We start from the raw sequence: 16,935 nt of genomic DNA, 5'->3' as shown, positions 1-16,935 counted from the left end.
GGAGAAGATAAGCCCTTCGAAAAACCGGGAGGGAAACCACCATACATAATTTGAGATTCAATTCCCCTTTTTGTCCAATAATAGTGAATACTAAGCACAAATGTATCGTAAAAATATGACAAAAAGATACACTTATCTGCAGAGGGCACGCATCCGCGTGCATGTACCCGGAGATCACCGAGATCACCGTTCTCCCGGGGAGGGACAAGAACGGCATGCAGGAGACCTTCGATCGGATCGTGATCAGACCCGGTGAAACGCTCTCCATCGTCGGCCCCACCGGATCAGGCAAGAGCGCTCTTATCGGCGACATCGAGATCTTTGCCAGGGAGGACACGGCCACCGGCAGGACCGTGCTGGTCAACGGGGGGATGCCACCCGAGGACCTTGTGCGAGATCCATCAAAAAAACCGGTCGCCCTGATCACCCAGAATACGAAGTGCCTCGCGGATCTCTCGGTGCAGGAGTTCCTCTCGATGCATGTGCGGTCGAGACGGATTGAGCGGGAGGGGATCGTCGCCGAGACGATCGCCCTCGCAAACGAGTTCACCGGCGAAGAGATCACCGCCGGTGCACGGATGACCGCGCTCTCGGGCGGCCAGACGCGTTCGCTGATGGTTGCCGACGCCATCACGATCGGCAACACCCCGATCATCATCCTGGACGAGGTCGAGAACGCCGGTATCTTCAAGCACCGGGTGATCGAGACGCTCAGGGCATACGGAAAAGCGGTCATCTTCGTCACGCACGACCCTCTCGTCTCCCTGATGTGCGACCGGCGGATCGTGATGCGCAACGGCACCGTGGCAAAGATCATCGAGCGCGACGGAGAGGAGGAAAAGGCCCTTGCCGCCATCAGAAAAATGGACGGGATCCTCTCTGCCCTGAGAGAGCGGATCCGCGCCGGCGAGTCGATCACCGAAGCCGCATTCGCCTCATGAAGCTGATCGTCATCGCCGGTCCCCCCTCGGCGGGCAAGACGGCGGTCGTCAGGCAGATCGTCCGCAACCTTCAGGCGACGGCGGCGATCGCCTACCTGAAGATCGATGTCGTGCGCGCCTTCGAGGACGAGGAACTCAGGAAGGAGTTCGGCATCCCGGCGCGGAAGGTCTATTCAGGCGACCTCTGCCCCGACCATGCAGGCATCATGGTGATGCGGGACGCGATCGCCTGGGCCGCCGGCGAGGGCGCCGATATCCTGATCGTCGAGTCGGCCGGGCTCTGCCTCCGCTGCTCGCCCTACCTCACGCAGTCCCTCGGAATCGTCGTCATCAGTGCGGTCTCGGGCACGCACGCCCCCCTCAAGATGGGCCCGATGATCGCCCTCGCCGACGTGGCGGTGGTCACCAGGATCGACCTGGTCTCGCAGGCCGAAAAGGAGGTCTTCCGCGAGCGTATCCTTGAAGTGGCGCCGGGGATCGAGATCGTCGAGACAAACGCCCTCCAGGGCACCGGCATGCGCTATCTCATTCGCCGGATCGAGGAGACCGGGGATATCGAGGACGAAGATACGATCGAGGTCCGCGGCGTCCCGCCTCTTGGAGTCTGCACGATCTGCGTCGGGAAGAAGGAGATCGGGTGGCAGCGCCACTTCGGCGTCGTCAGGAAACTCGACGGCGCCGACTGGATCTTCAGGGGGGAGTGAATGGCCTGGCATCCCCCCGGCAAGAACTGCGGGCTCTGCGGTGCAAAGACCTGCCGGGCGTTTCTGGAGATGGTCGCATCAGGAGAGCGGTCGTATCCTGACTGCCCGTTCTATCAGGAGATGGGCGGTGAACAGGCGGCACAGGACCATCGCGATATCCTCGGCAACGCCTATGACTTCGTCCTCGATCCCGTCCCTGGCGAGCCCTCGGCGCGGAAGATCGTCCTGCCGTTCCGCCCCGACCTCGTCGAGAGATGGGGGATCGCAGAGGGCGAGATCGTGCTCGGGCGCCCGATGGGGGCGGGGTGCCCGGTCCAGCACGTCCTGAGGGTGATCGACGCCAACCCGGTGACCGGCGTCCTGACGACCCATGTCGTCGGCCCGGCCTTCTCGCGGGGCGCCACCTGTCACGACGTCCAGGCCTACCATATGATCGGTTTTGAAGGGATTGCCCGGACCGTGCGCCGCCCCCCGACCTTCGGGATGCGCCAGCGTTTTCTCCCGGGGTTCTGCATGATGGCCCTCACCCACACCGGCGTTACCAATATGGTGATCGAGCGCCCAGAAGGGCTCTTGATCCGGGTGGAGGATATCAGACTATGAAGACAGTCAGGGAGATCGGGGAGCGGATCAGGGGCGGAGACGCCGTCGTGCTCACCGCCGCTGACCTCAAGAGACGGATCCGGGAGGGGGAGCGGTTGACGCCCGGGGATGTGGACGTGGTCACCTGCGGCACCTGCGGGGTGATGTCGGGCACCGCGGCGATCTTCTCCCTCCCGGTGACCGAACCAGGAGTCTTTTCCCGCGCTGAATCAGTGCGCCTGAACGGGGTCCCGGCGTTTCCCGGCCCCTGCCCGAACGAACGGCTCGGCCTTGTCGACCTGATCGTCTACGGGACGGCGCAGGCCGGGCCCCGCTATGGCGGGGGGCATCTTTTCGCCGATCTTGCTGCGGGAAAGGCGATAGAGGTCGAGGTCGCCGCCGGTGGAGCAGCGTACGCAAGAACGGTCACCATCGACGAGTGCAATGCCGCACGGCTGTTTACCACGAGGAGCGCCTTCAAGAACTATACCGCCTACGTGAACCGGGAGCACTCCGTTGTCAGGACAATCTTCTCGACCGGGGGGCTCCTTGGTCCCTGCAGGGAGGCCTCGGTCAGCGGTTGCGGGGAGATCAACCCGATCGAGAACGATCCCGCCCTGCGGTTCATCAGGCCCGGGAGCCGCGTGCTCGTGAACGGCGCGCCCGGCTTCGTGATGGGAGAGGGCACGCGTTCGTCGGTGGAACGCCCGAACATCATGGCCTTCGCCGAGATCAGGGAGATGGATTCCCGTTACTGCGGCGGGTTCGTCACCTCGGCAGGGCCCGAGTGCATCACGGCGATCGCAACGGCGATCCCGGTCCTCGACCGGGCGGCCCTCGATGCGCTCTCCGTGCTCGACGAGGGGATCCCGTTGCCGGTGGCCGACATCAACGACCGCCGGCCCTTCGCCCTTGTCGATTACGGCCAGATATGGCAGGGCACCGACCGTCACGTAGCCTACGATATCGCCGCCTGCGCCTTCTGCGAGCACTGTGCGGCCGGGGCGGTCTGCCCGACCGGGGCCTTTGTGACCGGGAAGGGGATCGATCCCGGCCTGTGCGTCTCCTGCGGCGCCTGCGCCTCGTCCTGCACCGGCGGGGCCGTAGAGGCCGACCTCGGCGGGATCACCGTTGACGGTGTGAGGGTCCCGATCACCCTCCGCCAGTCAGACCGGAACCGCGCCGAGGCACTCTGTGCAGACCTCAGGGAGAGGATCCTGGACCAGAGATTCCCGATACCATGATGGAGAGATGATATGCGACCCTATACCCTGCTCTGCCCGGACTGCGGGCAGAGAATGGAAGACCACTACACCCTGTCCTGCCCGGCCGGGTGCAATGCCCTGGTCCGCACCGTCTACCGGAGGCGGACCCTCGACCTCAGAAACGAACCCGGCATATTCCGCTTTGCAGACTGGCTTCCGGTCGAGGGGACAATCGCCTCGCCGGCCGGACCGGTCACCTACCGCTCGGAGGGGCTTGCCCGGGACCTCGGGATGGAGAACCTCTGGATCGGGTTTTCCGGCTACTGGCCAGAGCGGAACGCACAGATAGCGACCTGCTCGTTCAAGGAGCTCGAGGCCCTGCCGACGGTGGTGCGGATGAAGGAGACCGGGAGGGGGACGCTCGTCATCGCCTCGGCCGGAAACACCGGGCGGGCCTTCTGCCAGACCGCCGCCGTCACCGGGATCCCGGTCGTGGTGGTGGTGCCGTCGGCCGCCGCGGAGAGGCTCTGGACGACGAGAGAGACGGAGAAAGTCTGCCTGGTCACGGCGGACGGCGACTATTCCGACGCCATCGCGGCTGCAAACGATCTCTGCACGCATCCCGGCCTCGTCCCCGAGGGCGGGGCGAAAAACGTCGCCCGCAGGGACGGGATGGGCACGGTGATGCTCGACGCCGCCGTGACGATCGGGCAGATCCCCGATCATTATGTTCAGGCGGTCGGGAGCGGGACCGGCGGAATTGCCGCATGGGAAGCGGCGATGCGGCTGATCGGCGACGGGAGATACGGCAGCGCCCTCCCCCGCCTCCACCTCGCCCAGAACGCCCCCTTCATCCCGATGGTCAGGGCGTGGCGGGCAGGACGGCGGGAGATCATCCCTGAGACCGACATGCGGGATGCGCGAACGGCGATCGCTGCCGTGTACGCTGATGTGCTGACCAACCGGAACCCGCCGTACGGGGTGGGCGGCGGCGTCTTCGACGCCCTCACGGCGACCGGTGGGGCGATGTATGCGGTGGAGAACCGGGATGCCCGCGACGCGGAAAAGAGGTTTGTCGAGGAAGAGGAGATCGATCTCGATCCGGCCGCCGCCGTTGCGGTCGCCGCCCTTATTCAGGCGGTGGAAACCGGGGAGATCGATCCCCATTCGACCGTCCTGCTCAACATCACCGGCGGCGGCTACGAACGGGCGGCCGAGGACCACGATCAAGTCGTCGTCAGGCCCGCTTTTCACATCGCCGCAGGAACAGGGGCAGACGATATCGTCACCGACGTTCTCTCGTGGGTGAAGCGCCATGCATGAAGAGCGCGTATGCGACCTGCTGAAGGCGTCCGGGATCGACCTCGCCCTCACCCTCCCCTGCGACCGGGCCGGCGACCTCTGCTTCCTCCTCCCCGGGCGGATCCGCACCGTCGGGCTGAACCGCGAGGAGGACGGGGTCGGCATCGCCGCCGGGGCCGTCCTGGCAGGGCTCAGGCCGGTCGTCGTCATCCAGAGTTCAGGCCTCGGGAACATGCTCAACGCCGTCATGTCCCTTTCGGTCACCTTCGGTCTTCCCCTGCCGGTCCTTGCGAGCTGGCGGGGGGTGTACAGGGAGCAGATCCCGGCGCAGGTCCCGTTCAACAGCCGCCTGCCCGCCCTGCTCGACGCCCTCGATATCAGGCACACCGAGATTATGGATGCCGCGGACCTCGGGCGGATAGAAGAGGTGATCGAGGACGCCTTTGCACACGGGAGGCCGCATATCGCCCTGATCTCGCCGCGGGTCTGGGAGGGGGAGAAGTGCACCGCAGGCTGCAGGGAGGGGCCCGGCCGGGCCAGGACCTCGGCCCTCACCTACCGGCGCGAGATCCCTGAACCCTCGATAGCGAGGTACGACGCAATCCAGGCGATCGTCCCGCACCTTGAGGATGACGCCGTCGTCGCCAACATCGGCGTCCCGAGCAAGGAACTCTATGCGGCCGGCGACAGACCGCTCGCCTTCTATATGCTCGGCTCCTACACCCAGGCATCGGCCGTCGGCCTCGGGATCGCCCTCGGGACAGGACGGGGTGTCGTGGTGCTGGACGGCGACGGGAGTCTCCTCGGCAGCGCCGTTCTCCCGGTGATCGCCGCCGAAGCGCCTGAGAACCTCACGGTCGTCTGCCTGGACAACGGGGCCTTCGGGTCCACCGGCAACCAGCCCACCTGCGCCGCCGCCGGGGTCGACCTTGAAATCATGGCGCGGGCCGCGGGATTTACGAGGACATGGAAGGTATCAGACCAGCAGGGCATCGAAGAGGCGATGGCGGCCGCAGCAGGGGGCGGCCCGAACTTCATCCATGTGATCATCAGGCCGGGAAACGCCGCCGTGCCAAACATCCCCCTCTCCCCTGAGGCGATCAGGGACCGGTTCATGGCGGCGATGGAAAAGCCCTGACCTTTTTTTCAGACCAGCACCGTCGTGATCAGCGGAATCGTCACGAGTGAGCAGATCGTCGAGACAAAGACGACCTGCGACGCCAGCCGCGCGTCGGCGCCGTATTCCTCCGCGAAGATCGAGGTGTTTGCGGCGGCCGGCATGGCGGCCAGGGTGATCAGCACGCCGAAGATCAGGGGGTCGGCGACAAAGGGGTGGAGAAGGAACCAGAATACCACCGGAACCAGGAGGAGGCGGACGAAACTCGCAAGAGCCGTCCGCCAGTTCCCGATCATCTCGCTGGCAGGGAAGGTGGCGAGCAGCGCCCCGACGATAATCATCGCAAGGGGCGTGGTGACGTTCCCCAGGATCTCGATCGAGTCGATGAAGGGAGAGGGGATCTCCACCGATCCAAGAAAGAGAAGAAACCCGATCACCGACGCCACGATGCCGGGGTTGAGCAGCATCCGCGGGTCGAACCCCTCGCTCCGCCCTCTGGTCATCATGGCGATGCCCACCGAGAAGACGAGGATGTTGAAGACCAGATTGAAGATGGCGACAAAAAAGAGCGCATCGCGCCCGTAGATGGCGCCAATAAGGGGGAAGCCCATAAACCCGACATTGCCGAAGACGACGGCGAACAGGTATACCCCCTGTTCGCGTGGTGATCTGGAGAGTGTCCGCGAAACAAGCCAGGCAAAGGAGAAAGAAAAAATATAGAGAATGCCGGTGAGGATCAGCAACTCCCCGGTTTCAGCGAGGCGGGTCGAAGAGAAGGGCACCTGCATGGAGGCGATGATAAGGGCCGGAATGGTGACGTTGATGAGGAACCCCGAGATCTTCCTGGTTGAGTGCCGGTCCAGGATGCCGGCGGCAAGGGCGATATAGCCGGCGGCGATGAGCAGGACCAGAACAAAGATCTGGTCGGCCACGGTCAGAAACTCCATCAGCATCCCGTCCATCCAGAACAACCCCGTCTGTCCTCAAAGATGAGCCCTCATCACCCATTACCCTTCTGCCTGAAGGGAGGAGGGGGCAGGGCTCTGGAGCGTTCCACTCTCCAGAACACGAAGTGACAGAACCCGGGAAAACTCCCCAGATGAACCGTACAGGACGATGGACAGGGTGAAAAAAAATACAAAATGTTTGCAGCGAACGGATCAGAGCAATCAGAGCAGAGATGTCGGATTAATCAAATAAGAGAGTTAAAACATTGCATCAGCACACAAATGAGAGATTGTCTAAAAAAGCAGCGGGTAGATGCGAACAAGGAGCGGTAGAATCGAGATCCTGGAAATTTCAACCGTTATCGCCATTGATCGAGATATAATGAGGCATTATTTATATTATTAATGATTTAATCCCAATGCGGCTCCAGAACCGATTTTTAGATTCAATAACGTGCAAATATTTATATACGAGATGGTCGATTAGGGTTCAGGCTCTACACCTTACGGCTGAGATCGTCCGGGGGGGACAGATCATGCTGATGAGCAGAGGCAGCAGTTCGCGCCTTATGAGGAAAATAAGGACCTCTGCTGTCGGAATACGGTTTCATGCGTAGATATACCGCAGGAAAACCCTATCATAGCGCATCATCCGCCAGTACCCCCGGAAAATCGTCAAATCATTGATTGGTATCATGTCGGGGGATCACGAATGATGAAAACAGAAGCGACAATACAGTTTCATAGGGACAGCATACCCATAGACCTGGCGACCTACAAATCATCTGCCTGGGAGGGCCCAAAACGTACGCTTGCGGCGATTCCCTGTTACAACGAGGCAGTCACCATCGGGTCGATCATCCTGAAAGCCCGGAAATATGTCGACGAAGTCCTGGTGGTCGATGACGGTTCCTCCGACGACACCGCCGAGATCACCAGAGCTGCCGGCGCAGTTGTCGTCTCGCACGAGAAAAACAAGGGCTACGGAGCGGCGCTCAGGTCCTGTTTCCAGTACGCAAAAGAGCACAACATCGACCAGATGGTGATCCTGGACGGTGACGGGCAGCACGATCCCGCCATGATACCCGGGTTCCTCGCCTCTCTTGCCGGGGAGAATGCAGACATCGTCATCGGCTCCCGTTTCATGCAAAAGAGCCAGAACATACCGGGCTACCGCGTTCTGGGAATGAAAATCCTCGATCATGCCACGGCAATGGCCGGGAGCACCGGGGTGACCGACTCGCAGAGCGGCTACCGGGCGTACAGCCGCAGCGCGATCGAACGGATCAAGATCACCGGGGGCGATATGAGCGCCGGATCGGAGATCCTGACACAGATGGCGGAGAAGGGCCTGAAAAGCGTGGAGATCCCGATCACCGTCAGATATGATCTCGAAAACACCTCTTCACAGAACCCGGTCGTGCACGGTATCGGCGTGCTCACCAACCTGATGGGAATCATCTGTTACAAACAGCCGATGCTCACGTTCTGCCTCTTCGGGCTCATACTTGCCGGCGCCGGCATCGGCGTGGGAGCGTGGGCATACTCGACGTATTCGGCGACCCTGATATTCCCCTATCTGCAGTCGGTGCTGAGCGTATTTTTGAGCATCACCGGGCTGCTCCTGATCACCTCAGGGCTCACCATCAATACGCTCGTCCAGATGATCAGGGCAAAGGAGTCATGATCTCTTTTTGAAAGTGGCTTTGTGACCAGAACAAAAGAGGGGGGGGGAGTACATGGAGATATTACGGGTTGCAAGCGACCTCTATCCATACATAACAGGAGGAAATGCGATTCATGCCCATGAGATGTCTGCAATGCAGGCTGAAATGGGACACCGGGTGACGGTATTCACCCTGCCGCCGCGCCAGAAAGCGGCACCGGAGCTGGCCGAAGGCTACGTGCGTGTCGAGTACCCCGTCTCCTTCAGGGTGCTGGGCAACTCATTCAACCCGCGGCTCTTCGTCGACCTGATGAAGGGGAGAAAACATTACGACATTATCCATGCGCACTCGCACCTGTATTTATCAACCAATTTCTGTGCGGCCGTCAAAAAGTTCGGGTCCGCCCCGCTGATCATCACAAATCACGGCATCATGTCCAGCAGCGCACCGGAGTGGGTGAACAACGGCTACATGAGAACGCTCGGGCGGGCAACCCTCAATGCCGCCGACCGGATCATCTGCTATACCCCGCTTGAGAAGCAGAGGTTCGTCGATGAGTTCGGCATAGACCAGGATAAGATCGAATTGATCCCGAACGGGATCGATCCCGGGATGTTCTCCCCGGCACCACACCCGGCCGGCGACGGACGGACGGTCCTCTTTGTCGGACGCCTTGTTCCCGGAAAGGGGGCTCATTTTCTCATCGAAGCGGCGCATATCCTGAGAGAGCGCTACCCGGATCTGAAGTTCGTGCTGGTGGGGGACGGCCCGGGAAAACCTGAGATAGAAAACCTGATCGCACACTACGGGCTGCGGGAGAGCGTTTCGCTCAGAGATTTCTCCCGGTACCATGAGATGCCCGAGATCTACCGGCAATCGTCCATATTCGTCCTGCCGAGCCTGTACGAAGGTGTGCCCAAGACGATGCTCGAAGCGATGTCCTGCGGGCTGCCGGTGATCCTCTCGGATTTCCCTCACCTGAAAGATATCGTCCAGAACGCCGGCCTGATGTTCCCGAAGGGAGACGTCCGGGCCCTCGTCGAGGCGGTGGCAACAGTTCTCGAAGACGAGAACATGGCAAGAGATTTCGGCAGAAACGGCAGGTACAAGGTCATTAACAACTATTCATGGAGAAAAACCGTTGAGTTGACCTGCAAACTCTACGAAGACACCCTCGAGTCGATAAACCTGAGGAGAAGAAGGAAGTTGCCGGGAATCTTCGGGTACCACGTTCCTGAACACGAATGATGGAACCGCTCCTGTCAGTTCATCCTATCCGGAGGTTGCAGAGATGAGAATCGGATATTTCACCCAGACCTTCCCGTACAAAAACCTTGAGACCGGGGATCTGACAGAGCCCTATATCGGGGGCGGCGTCGAGATGGTGGCCTACCATCTTGCCCGCCAGATGGCGGCACGGGGGCACGAAATCTCGATCTTCACCACCGCCATCGGGTCCGATACGGTCGTCGAGGACTACCCCGGCATCACCGTCATCAGGTACGGCAGGCGTTTTTCAATCGGGCACAGTCCATTCTCCCCGGGAATTCTTTACAGGCCGTTTTTTTCAGGGGTGAGGCCGGACATCGTCCACGCACATATGGGCAACCATCCTGCACCCCTGATCGGATGCCTCTATGCCGGGAGAGAGACGCCGTTTGTCGTCACCTATCACGGGGATTACTCGGGTGGTTTTGGCGGTCCAGGCCGCCGCCTCGGCGTGTACCTGCAGAACACAGTCCTCTGTAAAAAACTGCTCACCAGGGCCGACGCGATCATCGCCCTTTCAAAGGAGCAGTCAGGCCAGTCCGATTACCTCAGGGATTTCCACAGCAAGATCAGGCATATCCCGAACGGTGTCGCCATCGAGGATTTCTGTACGCCGTACTCGAAGGCCGAATGCATACAGCGTCTCGGACTCCCGGAAACAGGCAGGATCGTCCTTTTTGTCGGAGGACTGACACCGGTGAAAGCACCTGACGTGCTGATTAAGGCGATGAAGTATGTCGTTGAGGAGTTCCCCGACGCATACCTGGTCTTCGTCGGAGACGGCCAGATGAAAGGAGAACTCGTCAGGCTATGCCGGAGTTCCGGCGTCGAGGACCGTGTCAGGTTCGCGGGGTTCGTCACCGAAGAGGAGAAGACCCTCTATTATAATGCAGCCGAGATATTCGTTCTTCCGTCTGTGCTGACCTCGGAGTCGTTCGGCATCGTTCTGCTCGAAGCGTCGGCCGCATCCCTCCCTCTTGTCGTGAGCGATCTCGAATGTTTCAGGGCGATCGTTGAAGAAGGGTATAACGGGGTGTGCGCACATTGCGGTGACCCGGCAGATCTTGCCGATCGGATCCTCTCTCTCCTGAAAAACGATGAGGTGCGTGATCGCATAGGAAAAAATGCAAGGGAGAAAGCAGAGGCGTTTCGCTGGGAGAAAGTTGCGGAGATGACAGAGGATGTCTATTCAGGACTCATCGGCGGGTGAAGCAGTGGAACGCCGCACCATCGGTGTCCTCACCTTCCCGATTGCACAGGCCGGCACCATTCCGCTCTCGCACCTCATGGAGATCACCTGCTCCCTCTCAGGGGGTCGGCCCTCCCTGATCACCGGCAACGACGGCTACACCGCATTTTCCGGCGATGAACGGTTCAGAACATTCGGTATATCCCACGAAGAAGCGAAAGGACCGATCGCAAGGACGATCGGATTTCTCACGACCCAGATGAAGATCTCGCGCAAGGTTATGCAGATCAGGGACGTGGACGTATGGATCTTCTTTATCGGCGGCGATCTCCTGCTGCTGCCGATGCTGACCGCACGAATCCTCCGCAAAAAAGTGCTCCTCATGTTTGCGGGATCGGCGATCGAAAAGTCCCGGAGCTCGGGAGGCAGATTCGGGCATACGATCAGGGCGCTGACCTGCCTCACATCGACGCTCGCCACCGGGGTCGTCCTGTACGCCCGCGGCCTCATCGAGGAATACCACCTGGAGCCCTTTGAGGCAAAAGTGCATATCGCCCACGAGCATTATATCGACTTCGGGAGGTTTCACCTGGAAAAAAGTATGGGTGGGCGCGAACCGCTGATCGCATTCATAGGAAGGTTCAGCGAGGAGAAAGGGGTGAGAAATTTCGTCCTGGCCGTTCCGTCAATTCTGGAAGCACTCCCTGAGGCCAGGATCCTGATCGGGGGGAGCGGCCCTCTCGAGAGCGAACTCCAGGAGCAGATCGCGGCCCTGAACCTCCAGGACCGGGTGCGGCTCGAGGGATGGATCCCGCATGAGAGACTTCCGGAATACTTAAACAGGATCAGGCTAATCACTCTGCCATCCTATACCGAGGGGCTCCCCAACCTGATGCTTGAAGCGATGGCGTGCGGAACGCCGGTCGTTGCCCATGCAGTGGGCGTGATACCCGAGATTGTACAGGACGGCCGGACCGGTTTTATCATGAACGACAACTCCCCCGCGTGCATCGCAAAGAACGTGATCAGGGCCTTTCGCCATCCCGACCTCGAAACAATCGCAGCAAAGGGCATGCATCACATAGAAAAGGAGTTCGGTTTCGAAGCCGCAGTCCAGAAATGCTCCATGGCACTGGAACGAATGTGCGGGTGATATCACGGCGCTCGATCTCTCTCGATTCATCAACCATGTTGACCGGAACCTGGCGATCCTTGGTGTCGTCGGCTCGATCCTCCTCATCGTGTACGTCATGGAGAACATCGGCAGGGTGATTTACGGACTGGTCGGCGTATTCACCCTGATATCCTGCCTGATATGGCTGGTGATCCGAAAGCGCGCCGCCCTGCCCGTGCACCTGGAGGAGCATCGCCGGCCTTTGATCGTCCTGTTCTCCCTCTTCTCGATCCTTCTGGCGGCAAGCATCCTGGCCCTGCATTTCAGGCCTGAACTCTATGAAAGACCGCTCCTCTATTTCATCGTGACCGCGGCGATCGCCGGCATCATCGCCCTCGAAGCGCTCATCGCCCCGGAACGATATACGGCTCCGATACTGATCCAGACAGTTCTTCTGGGCCTGAGCATCGCATGGTCTCAACTCCTGATCTTTCCCGGCCTTCTGGGCGTCGATCCCTGGTTCCACCGTTATTTTACCCTGGATCTGATAGGATCGGCGTCCATACCCGCGGGGTTCAGTTACTCAAGCCTGCCGGTCTTCCACCTGATCATCGGGACAAATGCCATCCTCACCGCCACAGACTACAAGATCGCGACGATGCTCTCTGTCGGGCTCGGACAGATCATCTGCATACCGCTTTTTCTCTTTCTTCTGGGCAAATCCCTTTTCTCCAGCAGTAAGGTAGGTTTGATGGCGGCACTGCTGGCGACGCTTGCGAATCACCAGATTTATATGAGTTACTGGTCCATCCCGAACGGTCTCGCCGCGATATACGTCCTGACCATCCTTTTTCTGCTCTTCAAGACGCGGAGGGAACAGTCGAAAGTTCCCTATCTTCTCTCGATCGTGGCAATGGTCCCCCTGATACTCACGCATACGATCGGGGCGCTCGGGCTGGTGATCCTGCTGCTGCTCGGGGAGGGATTGTACTATCTCTATAACATTCTCAGACCGGAGGACCGCGGCCCCGTATTTTTGCGTATCGCATGTGCATTCACCATCGGAATGTTTTCATGGTGGATGTACGCCTCAAAAACATTCGGCACTCTCGTAAAACTTCTCGAGTGGGGATTTAACAGGGACGTTTTTGTCGGTGAGATCAGTGTGACAACGAATGTCGCCATGGTTCCGCTCTCAGAACAGATATTCAATAATATCGGGCTCTTCCTCTTTTTCGCCCTTTCTTTCATAGGCATCTTCTATATTATCTCAAGAAAAAGCCATCATGCCTGGATATTTGCTTTTATCGCACTCACGCCACTCTTCATAGGTTTTATCTCCCTTGTATCGGGCCATTCGGTCATAGAGCACAGGTGGTGGTATCTCTCCCAGATCCTGCTCGCCGTACCCCTCGCCGTATCAGTGCTGCTGGTAGCGGCCGGGACAGAGAAGAAAGGGGGGGGGATCGTCGGGAAAACCGTCATGTTCGCACTGGTCTGTGGACTGGCATTTATGATGATACTGAGCCCGCCAGCAAACGTGGACAACAACCTGTTCTCCCCGAACAGTGCCACAAGAGCTGCGTTCACCGATTCAGAACTTCAATCGACGATGACGATCACCGGCATGGCTGAGGGGAGGATCGGCACGGATTTCTACTGGAACAGTATCTGTACTCTTCTTCTTGACGCCCGCACCATCTCGATCGACCGTGCGCTGCAAAGCAGCGATTTCCTCGTGACCGGCCTTCACCTGATCCTCATCAGGGACTACATCGTCCACGAACCATTCATCCTTTACAAGTATCCCTATCGGATCACGTATGATCCCGGCCCCAGACTCAGCCAGCAGGGCTTCGACATGGTCTATGACTCCCGTTCGGTCAGGCTGTACCATTCAGAAAAAACCGGTTCCTGAAATACCTCAAGAACGTAACTCCAGGATATGTACGGGGTGAGGGGGATCATCAGATCAGCCATCTATACGATGGACTCACCATTGCAGGACTTAGAGGGCTGAGAAGGAGAAAATTGGCCGAAACATGCTGATTAGTTCGTCGGGAGAGACGTGCGAGAGAAGGCAGAGATAGAAAGACATATATGTCACTAAGGGACGATACCGGGAGTATGCACCTGCACGTGTGCATGCTGCTGGGCTTTAGATATAGCAGGATCATGAGGGTCGTCCCCCAGATCGAAATCGCCAGTTATATTACTCACTTCGGGCACCATGTCACCTGGATCCTCCCTTCTGAGGAGAGCGACGAGTTCCAGGAACGTTCCTACCATAACATCAGGCTCTTTGTGATCCCATGCCGGTTCAAAACGGGTGTGATGCATCCTCTATCGAAAGTGCTGTACGCCCTCAGGATCGTCAGGTTCGTCCTGCAGAATGTCAGATCCAAAAATTATTCCCTGATATTCGTCCGTGACGGCACATTCAATGGCCTCCTCGCCCTCTATCTTAAAAGGAGACACCATATTCCACTCGTTTTTGAGATGTCAAACCCGATAGAGCAGAGAGCGCTGATCCACAGGACCTATTCCAGGTTTCCGCATTTCAGGGCGGTCACAGGTATCCTTGACCGGCATCTCACGATGCATATCCTCAAGAATGCGGACCTGGTGCTGCCGACGACAAAATGGATGGCAGATGATTTTTCCGCGAAGGGCATTGCGAGAGAGAAAATGCTGCCATACCCGAACGGCGTCGATCTCGAACGGTTTTCTTGCGGTGCTGGAGAGAGGATCAGGGCAGAGCACCGCCTCGGCGGGCAGGCAGTATTCGTCTATGTCGGGACGATGGACCGGGAGCGGGATCTTACTATCCTGATCAGGTCGTTTGCGCGTGTGCAAAGGCAGATAGCCTCGGCAAGGCTCCTGATGGTAGGAGACGGAACTGACAGGGGGCGTCTCGAGGAGTGCGCGTGCGATCTCGGTGTTGACGGCGGGATCGTCTTCACCGGGAGAGTCCGTCCTGAGGAGATCCCTGACTATATCGACGCCGCAAATGCAGGAGTCTCCATCATTCCCCCGCTGGACGTGTATAAACTCAGCTCCCCGATAAAAATGCTTGAATATATGGCGATGGGCAGGCCTGTCGTGGCGAACGAAGAGATACCCGAACAAAAAGAGGCGGTTGATGCAAGTTGCGGTGGCGTTCTGGTGAAATACGATCCCGAATCGATCGCCGCCGGGATGCTGAGGTTGTGCGAAGACCCCGTGCGTGCAGGAGAGATGGGAGAGAGGGGGAGGGCGTGGGTGGTGAAGAACAGGTCGTACGAGGCGATGGCACGCCACCTTGAGGAACGGTATCTGGACCTGAAGAAAGGGAGTGCGACGTTCCCGGATTGAACCCAAGAAAGAACAGGGACGGGAGGGGCGTGAGGGGTTTGAAAGCCCAGCCATGCAGGATCTTCACGAGATGGTGACTGCTCCCCCTCCTCTCGTCGGGGGCATCCTGGGTTACCCCTGAGATTGCAGCCCCAATCTCATAATGTTGATCGCCGCGTTCTGGTCGCGATCCATCACCAACCCACAATGCGGGCAGGAATGAACACGATCAGAAAGTGTCTTTGCGACGATCATCCCACATCTGGAGCACATTTGAGACGGGTTTCTGGGGTTCACCAGGATCACGCGTGAGCCAGCATCCTCCGCTTTGCTCTCTGCGATCGTGATAAACAGATTCCAGGCAACATCTGCAATGCTTTTTGCCAGATAGTGGTTATTCTGCATATTCTTGACGTTTAGATCCTCAAACACAATCGTGCCAAAACGATCCACCACCTTCCGGGAGGTCTGATGAGCAAAATTGAGCCGTCTATTGGCGATCCGTTCGTGGACGTGTGCGACGATCTTCCGGGCTTTCTTCCGTTCAGGAGTTCCTTTCTCTGCCTTCGAGAGTTTCCTCTGTGCTTTCGCAAGGGCCTTCTCGTCGGTGCGGAAGAACCGCGGGTTTTCGATCTTCTCTCCGCTTGAGAGTGTGGCAAAAGACTCAAGCCCGACATCGATCCCGACTGTGGTCTCCTTCTGCGGTGCAGGCGTGGGATCGTACTCGACCGAGAAGCAGGCATACCACTTTCCGGTTGCTGAGCGTCGGATTGTAAGGGTCTTGATCGTCCCTTCGACCGGACGGTGGAGGACGATCCTTACATCTCCGATCTTTGAGAGATGAAGACGATCGCCATCGAGTTTGAATCCATACTGCGGATACGTGATACTGTCGTATCGGCCTTTCCCCTTGAACCGCGGGTATCCCGGGCTCTCCCCTGCCTTCACCCGCCGGAAGTACGCTTTGAACGCAAGATCAACGCGCATCTGGACATTCTGAAGAACCTGAGAGTGAACCTGGTTTAGATCGGGTCGTTCTTAGATCGGGTCGTTCCTTTTTCCATTGGGTCAGGATCTTGTTGGTTTCATAGAGAGAAATGGAATGCTGTTCCTGTTCCCACGCCTTTTTTCGCAATGCGAGCGTATCGTTATAGACCCATCGACACATCTCAAGCGTCTGCTCAAGGAGAGGAGCCTGAGACTTTGTGGGATAGAGTCGATACCGATATGCCTTAAGCATTGGGCGGTTATGTGTCTTAATACGTAATAATGGTGTCGGGGGGACGGCATTCATCCCCCCACTGAAGTGGGGGGCATTCTGCCTGTTTTCTTCGTAAAGTAGTTGAGGTCGGGATCGCCGGTGAATACGAGGGTCAGGACATGGACGCCGGCGGAGAGCGTGCACGTCCCGCTCACGGTCGTATAGGTGTTCCAGGATCCCGTGGCCGGGATCGGGATCGTGCAGGCGTCGAAGCCGTCAACCCGGAGTTTGATCGAACTCCCACTATAGCGCGAGGCGGCCCGGAACGAGGCGGTATAGGTCCCGGGCGTCTCGACATTCACGG

Annotated in this window: 15 protein-coding genes and 1 pseudogene; 12 read left to right on the top strand and 4 right to left on the bottom strand. The window is 58.9% G+C overall.

Annotated features, from left to right (window positions below; translation table 11 throughout):
• The first annotated feature begins 161 nt into the window (after window positions 1–161).
• The 6 genes from HWN36_RS07015 to comE are packed head-to-tail and all read left to right on the top strand — an operon-like array spanning window position 162 to window position 5,872.
• A complete protein-coding gene (locus tag HWN36_RS07015; RefSeq protein ID WP_176788697.1) occupies window positions 162–941 on the top strand; it encodes an ATP-binding cassette domain-containing protein in 780 nt (259 codons plus the stop codon).
• Window positions 938–1,645, top strand: a complete 708-nt coding sequence (locus tag HWN36_RS07010; RefSeq protein WP_176788696.1) for a GTP-binding protein — start codon at window positions 938–940, stop codon at window positions 1,643–1,645. Before HWN36_RS07015 ends, HWN36_RS07010 begins: the two co-directional genes overlap by 4 nt.
• On the top strand, window positions 1,646–2,248 hold the full coding sequence (locus tag HWN36_RS07005) for a (Fe-S)-binding protein (protein WP_176788695.1): 603 nt from the start codon (window positions 1,646–1,648) through the stop codon (window positions 2,246–2,248). It begins immediately after the preceding gene.
• Window positions 2,245–3,471, top strand: coding sequence for a methanogenesis marker 16 metalloprotein (locus tag HWN36_RS07000; RefSeq protein WP_176788694.1), 1,227 nt, complete (start codon window positions 2,245–2,247; stop codon window positions 3,469–3,471). Before HWN36_RS07005 ends, HWN36_RS07000 begins: the two co-directional genes overlap by 4 nt.
• Window positions 3,472–3,483: 12 nt before the next feature.
• Window positions 3,484–4,755, top strand: a complete 1,272-nt coding sequence (locus tag HWN36_RS06995) for a cysteate synthase (protein WP_176788693.1) — start codon at window positions 3,484–3,486, stop codon at window positions 4,753–4,755.
• Window positions 4,748–5,872, top strand: coding sequence for a sulfopyruvate decarboxylase subunit beta (comE, locus tag HWN36_RS06990; protein WP_176788692.1), 1,125 nt, complete (start codon window positions 4,748–4,750; stop codon window positions 5,870–5,872). The genes HWN36_RS06995 and comE overlap by 8 nt, the downstream gene beginning before the upstream one ends.
• 8 nt (window positions 5,873–5,880) lie before the next feature.
• Here the strand turns inward: comE and HWN36_RS06985 are convergent, their stop codons facing one another.
• Window positions 5,881–6,798 (bottom strand): AEC family transporter, encoded by a 918-nt coding sequence (locus HWN36_RS06985; protein ID WP_246269867.1) that lies wholly within the window; start codon window positions 6,796–6,798, stop codon window positions 5,881–5,883.
• A gap of 712 nt (window positions 6,799–7,510) precedes the next feature.
• On the opposite strand from HWN36_RS06985, the gene HWN36_RS06980 reads away from it, so the two are divergent.
• The 6 genes from HWN36_RS06980 (at window position 7,511) to HWN36_RS06955 (ending at window position 15,391) form a co-directional block, all read left to right on the top strand.
• Window positions 7,511–8,485 (top strand): glycosyltransferase family 2 protein, encoded by a 975-nt coding sequence (locus tag HWN36_RS06980; protein ID WP_218133209.1) that lies wholly within the window; start codon window positions 7,511–7,513, stop codon window positions 8,483–8,485.
• A gap of 52 nt (window positions 8,486–8,537) precedes the next feature.
• A complete protein-coding gene (locus tag HWN36_RS06975; protein WP_281361641.1) occupies window positions 8,538–9,713 on the top strand; it encodes a glycosyltransferase family 4 protein in 1,176 nt (391 codons plus the stop codon).
• Window positions 9,714–9,756: 43 nt separating this feature from the next.
• A complete protein-coding gene (locus HWN36_RS06970; protein WP_176788689.1) occupies window positions 9,757–10,944 on the top strand; it encodes a glycosyltransferase family 4 protein in 1,188 nt (395 codons plus the stop codon).
• Window positions 10,916–12,076, top strand: a complete 1,161-nt coding sequence (locus tag HWN36_RS06965; RefSeq protein ID WP_176788688.1) for a glycosyltransferase family 4 protein — start codon at window positions 10,916–10,918, stop codon at window positions 12,074–12,076. Before HWN36_RS06970 ends, HWN36_RS06965 begins: the two co-directional genes overlap by 29 nt.
• An 88-nt stretch (window positions 12,077–12,164) precedes the next feature.
• On the top strand, window positions 12,165–13,955 hold the full coding sequence (locus tag HWN36_RS06960) for a hypothetical protein (RefSeq protein ID WP_176788687.1): 1,791 nt from the start codon (window positions 12,165–12,167) through the stop codon (window positions 13,953–13,955).
• A 209-nt stretch (window positions 13,956–14,164) separates the two neighbouring features.
• Window positions 14,165–15,391 carry a glycosyltransferase family 4 protein gene (locus HWN36_RS06955; RefSeq protein ID WP_176788686.1) on the top strand — a complete coding sequence of 409 codons (1,227 nt, stop codon included), beginning with the start codon at window positions 14,165–14,167 and terminating at the stop codon, window positions 15,389–15,391.
• Window positions 15,392–15,502: 111 nt separating this feature from the next.
• On the opposite strand, the pseudogene HWN36_RS06950 reads toward HWN36_RS06955, so the two are convergent.
• The 3 genes and pseudogenes from HWN36_RS06950 to HWN36_RS06945 all read right to left on the bottom strand — a co-directional run.
• Window positions 15,503–16,390 (bottom strand): annotated as a pseudogene (locus tag HWN36_RS06950) (RNA-guided endonuclease InsQ/TnpB family protein); the annotation flags it as partial.
• A complete protein-coding gene (locus tag HWN36_RS12325) occupies window positions 16,347–16,610 on the bottom strand; it encodes a helix-turn-helix domain-containing protein (protein ID WP_176789248.1) in 264 nt (87 codons plus the stop codon). The gene HWN36_RS12325 and the pseudogene HWN36_RS06950, both read right to left, overlap by 44 nt.
• Before the next feature lie 50 nt (window positions 16,611–16,660).
• A complete protein-coding gene (locus HWN36_RS06945; protein WP_176788685.1) occupies window positions 16,661–16,933 on the bottom strand; it encodes a carbohydrate-binding protein in 273 nt (90 codons plus the stop codon).
• Window positions 16,934–16,935: the final 2 nt, after the last annotated feature.

This window comes from Methanofollis tationis (genome assembly GCF_013377755.1).
Taxonomy (GTDB): domain Archaea; phylum Halobacteriota; class Methanomicrobia; order Methanomicrobiales; family Methanofollaceae; genus Methanofollis; species Methanofollis tationis.
Note: the sequence above shows the minus strand (reverse complement) of the source record. Positions and strands in the feature narration are given on the sequence as shown.

Coding starts and splice junctions, on each gene's coding strand:
- HWN36_RS07015 (WP_176788697.1), top strand. CDS start 162: ATGTACCCGGAGATCACCGAGATCACCGTTCTCCCGGGGAGGGACAAG.
- HWN36_RS07010 (WP_176788696.1), top strand. CDS start 938: ATGAAGCTGATCGTCATCGCCGGTCCCCCCTCGGCGGGCAAGACGGCG.
- HWN36_RS07005 (WP_176788695.1), top strand. CDS start 1,646: ATGGCCTGGCATCCCCCCGGCAAGAACTGCGGGCTCTGCGGTGCAAAG.
- HWN36_RS07000 (WP_176788694.1), top strand. CDS start 2,245: ATGAAGACAGTCAGGGAGATCGGGGAGCGGATCAGGGGCGGAGACGCC.
- HWN36_RS06995 (WP_176788693.1), top strand. CDS start 3,484: ATGCGACCCTATACCCTGCTCTGCCCGGACTGCGGGCAGAGAATGGAA.
- comE (WP_176788692.1), top strand. CDS start 4,748: ATGCATGAAGAGCGCGTATGCGACCTGCTGAAGGCGTCCGGGATCGAC.
- HWN36_RS06985 (WP_246269867.1), bottom strand. CDS start 6,798: ATGGAGTTTCTGACCGTGGCCGACCAGATCTTTGTTCTGGTCCTGCTC.
- HWN36_RS06980 (WP_218133209.1), top strand. CDS start 7,511: ATGATGAAAACAGAAGCGACAATACAGTTTCATAGGGACAGCATACCC.
- HWN36_RS06975 (WP_281361641.1), top strand. CDS start 8,538: ATGGAGATATTACGGGTTGCAAGCGACCTCTATCCATACATAACAGGA.
- HWN36_RS06970 (WP_176788689.1), top strand. CDS start 9,757: ATGAGAATCGGATATTTCACCCAGACCTTCCCGTACAAAAACCTTGAG.
- HWN36_RS06965 (WP_176788688.1), top strand. CDS start 10,916: ATGTCTATTCAGGACTCATCGGCGGGTGAAGCAGTGGAACGCCGCACC.
- HWN36_RS06955 (WP_176788686.1), top strand. CDS start 14,165: ATGCACCTGCACGTGTGCATGCTGCTGGGCTTTAGATATAGCAGGATC.
- HWN36_RS12325 (WP_176789248.1), bottom strand. CDS start 16,610: ATGCTTAAGGCATATCGGTATCGACTCTATCCCACAAAGTCTCAGGCT.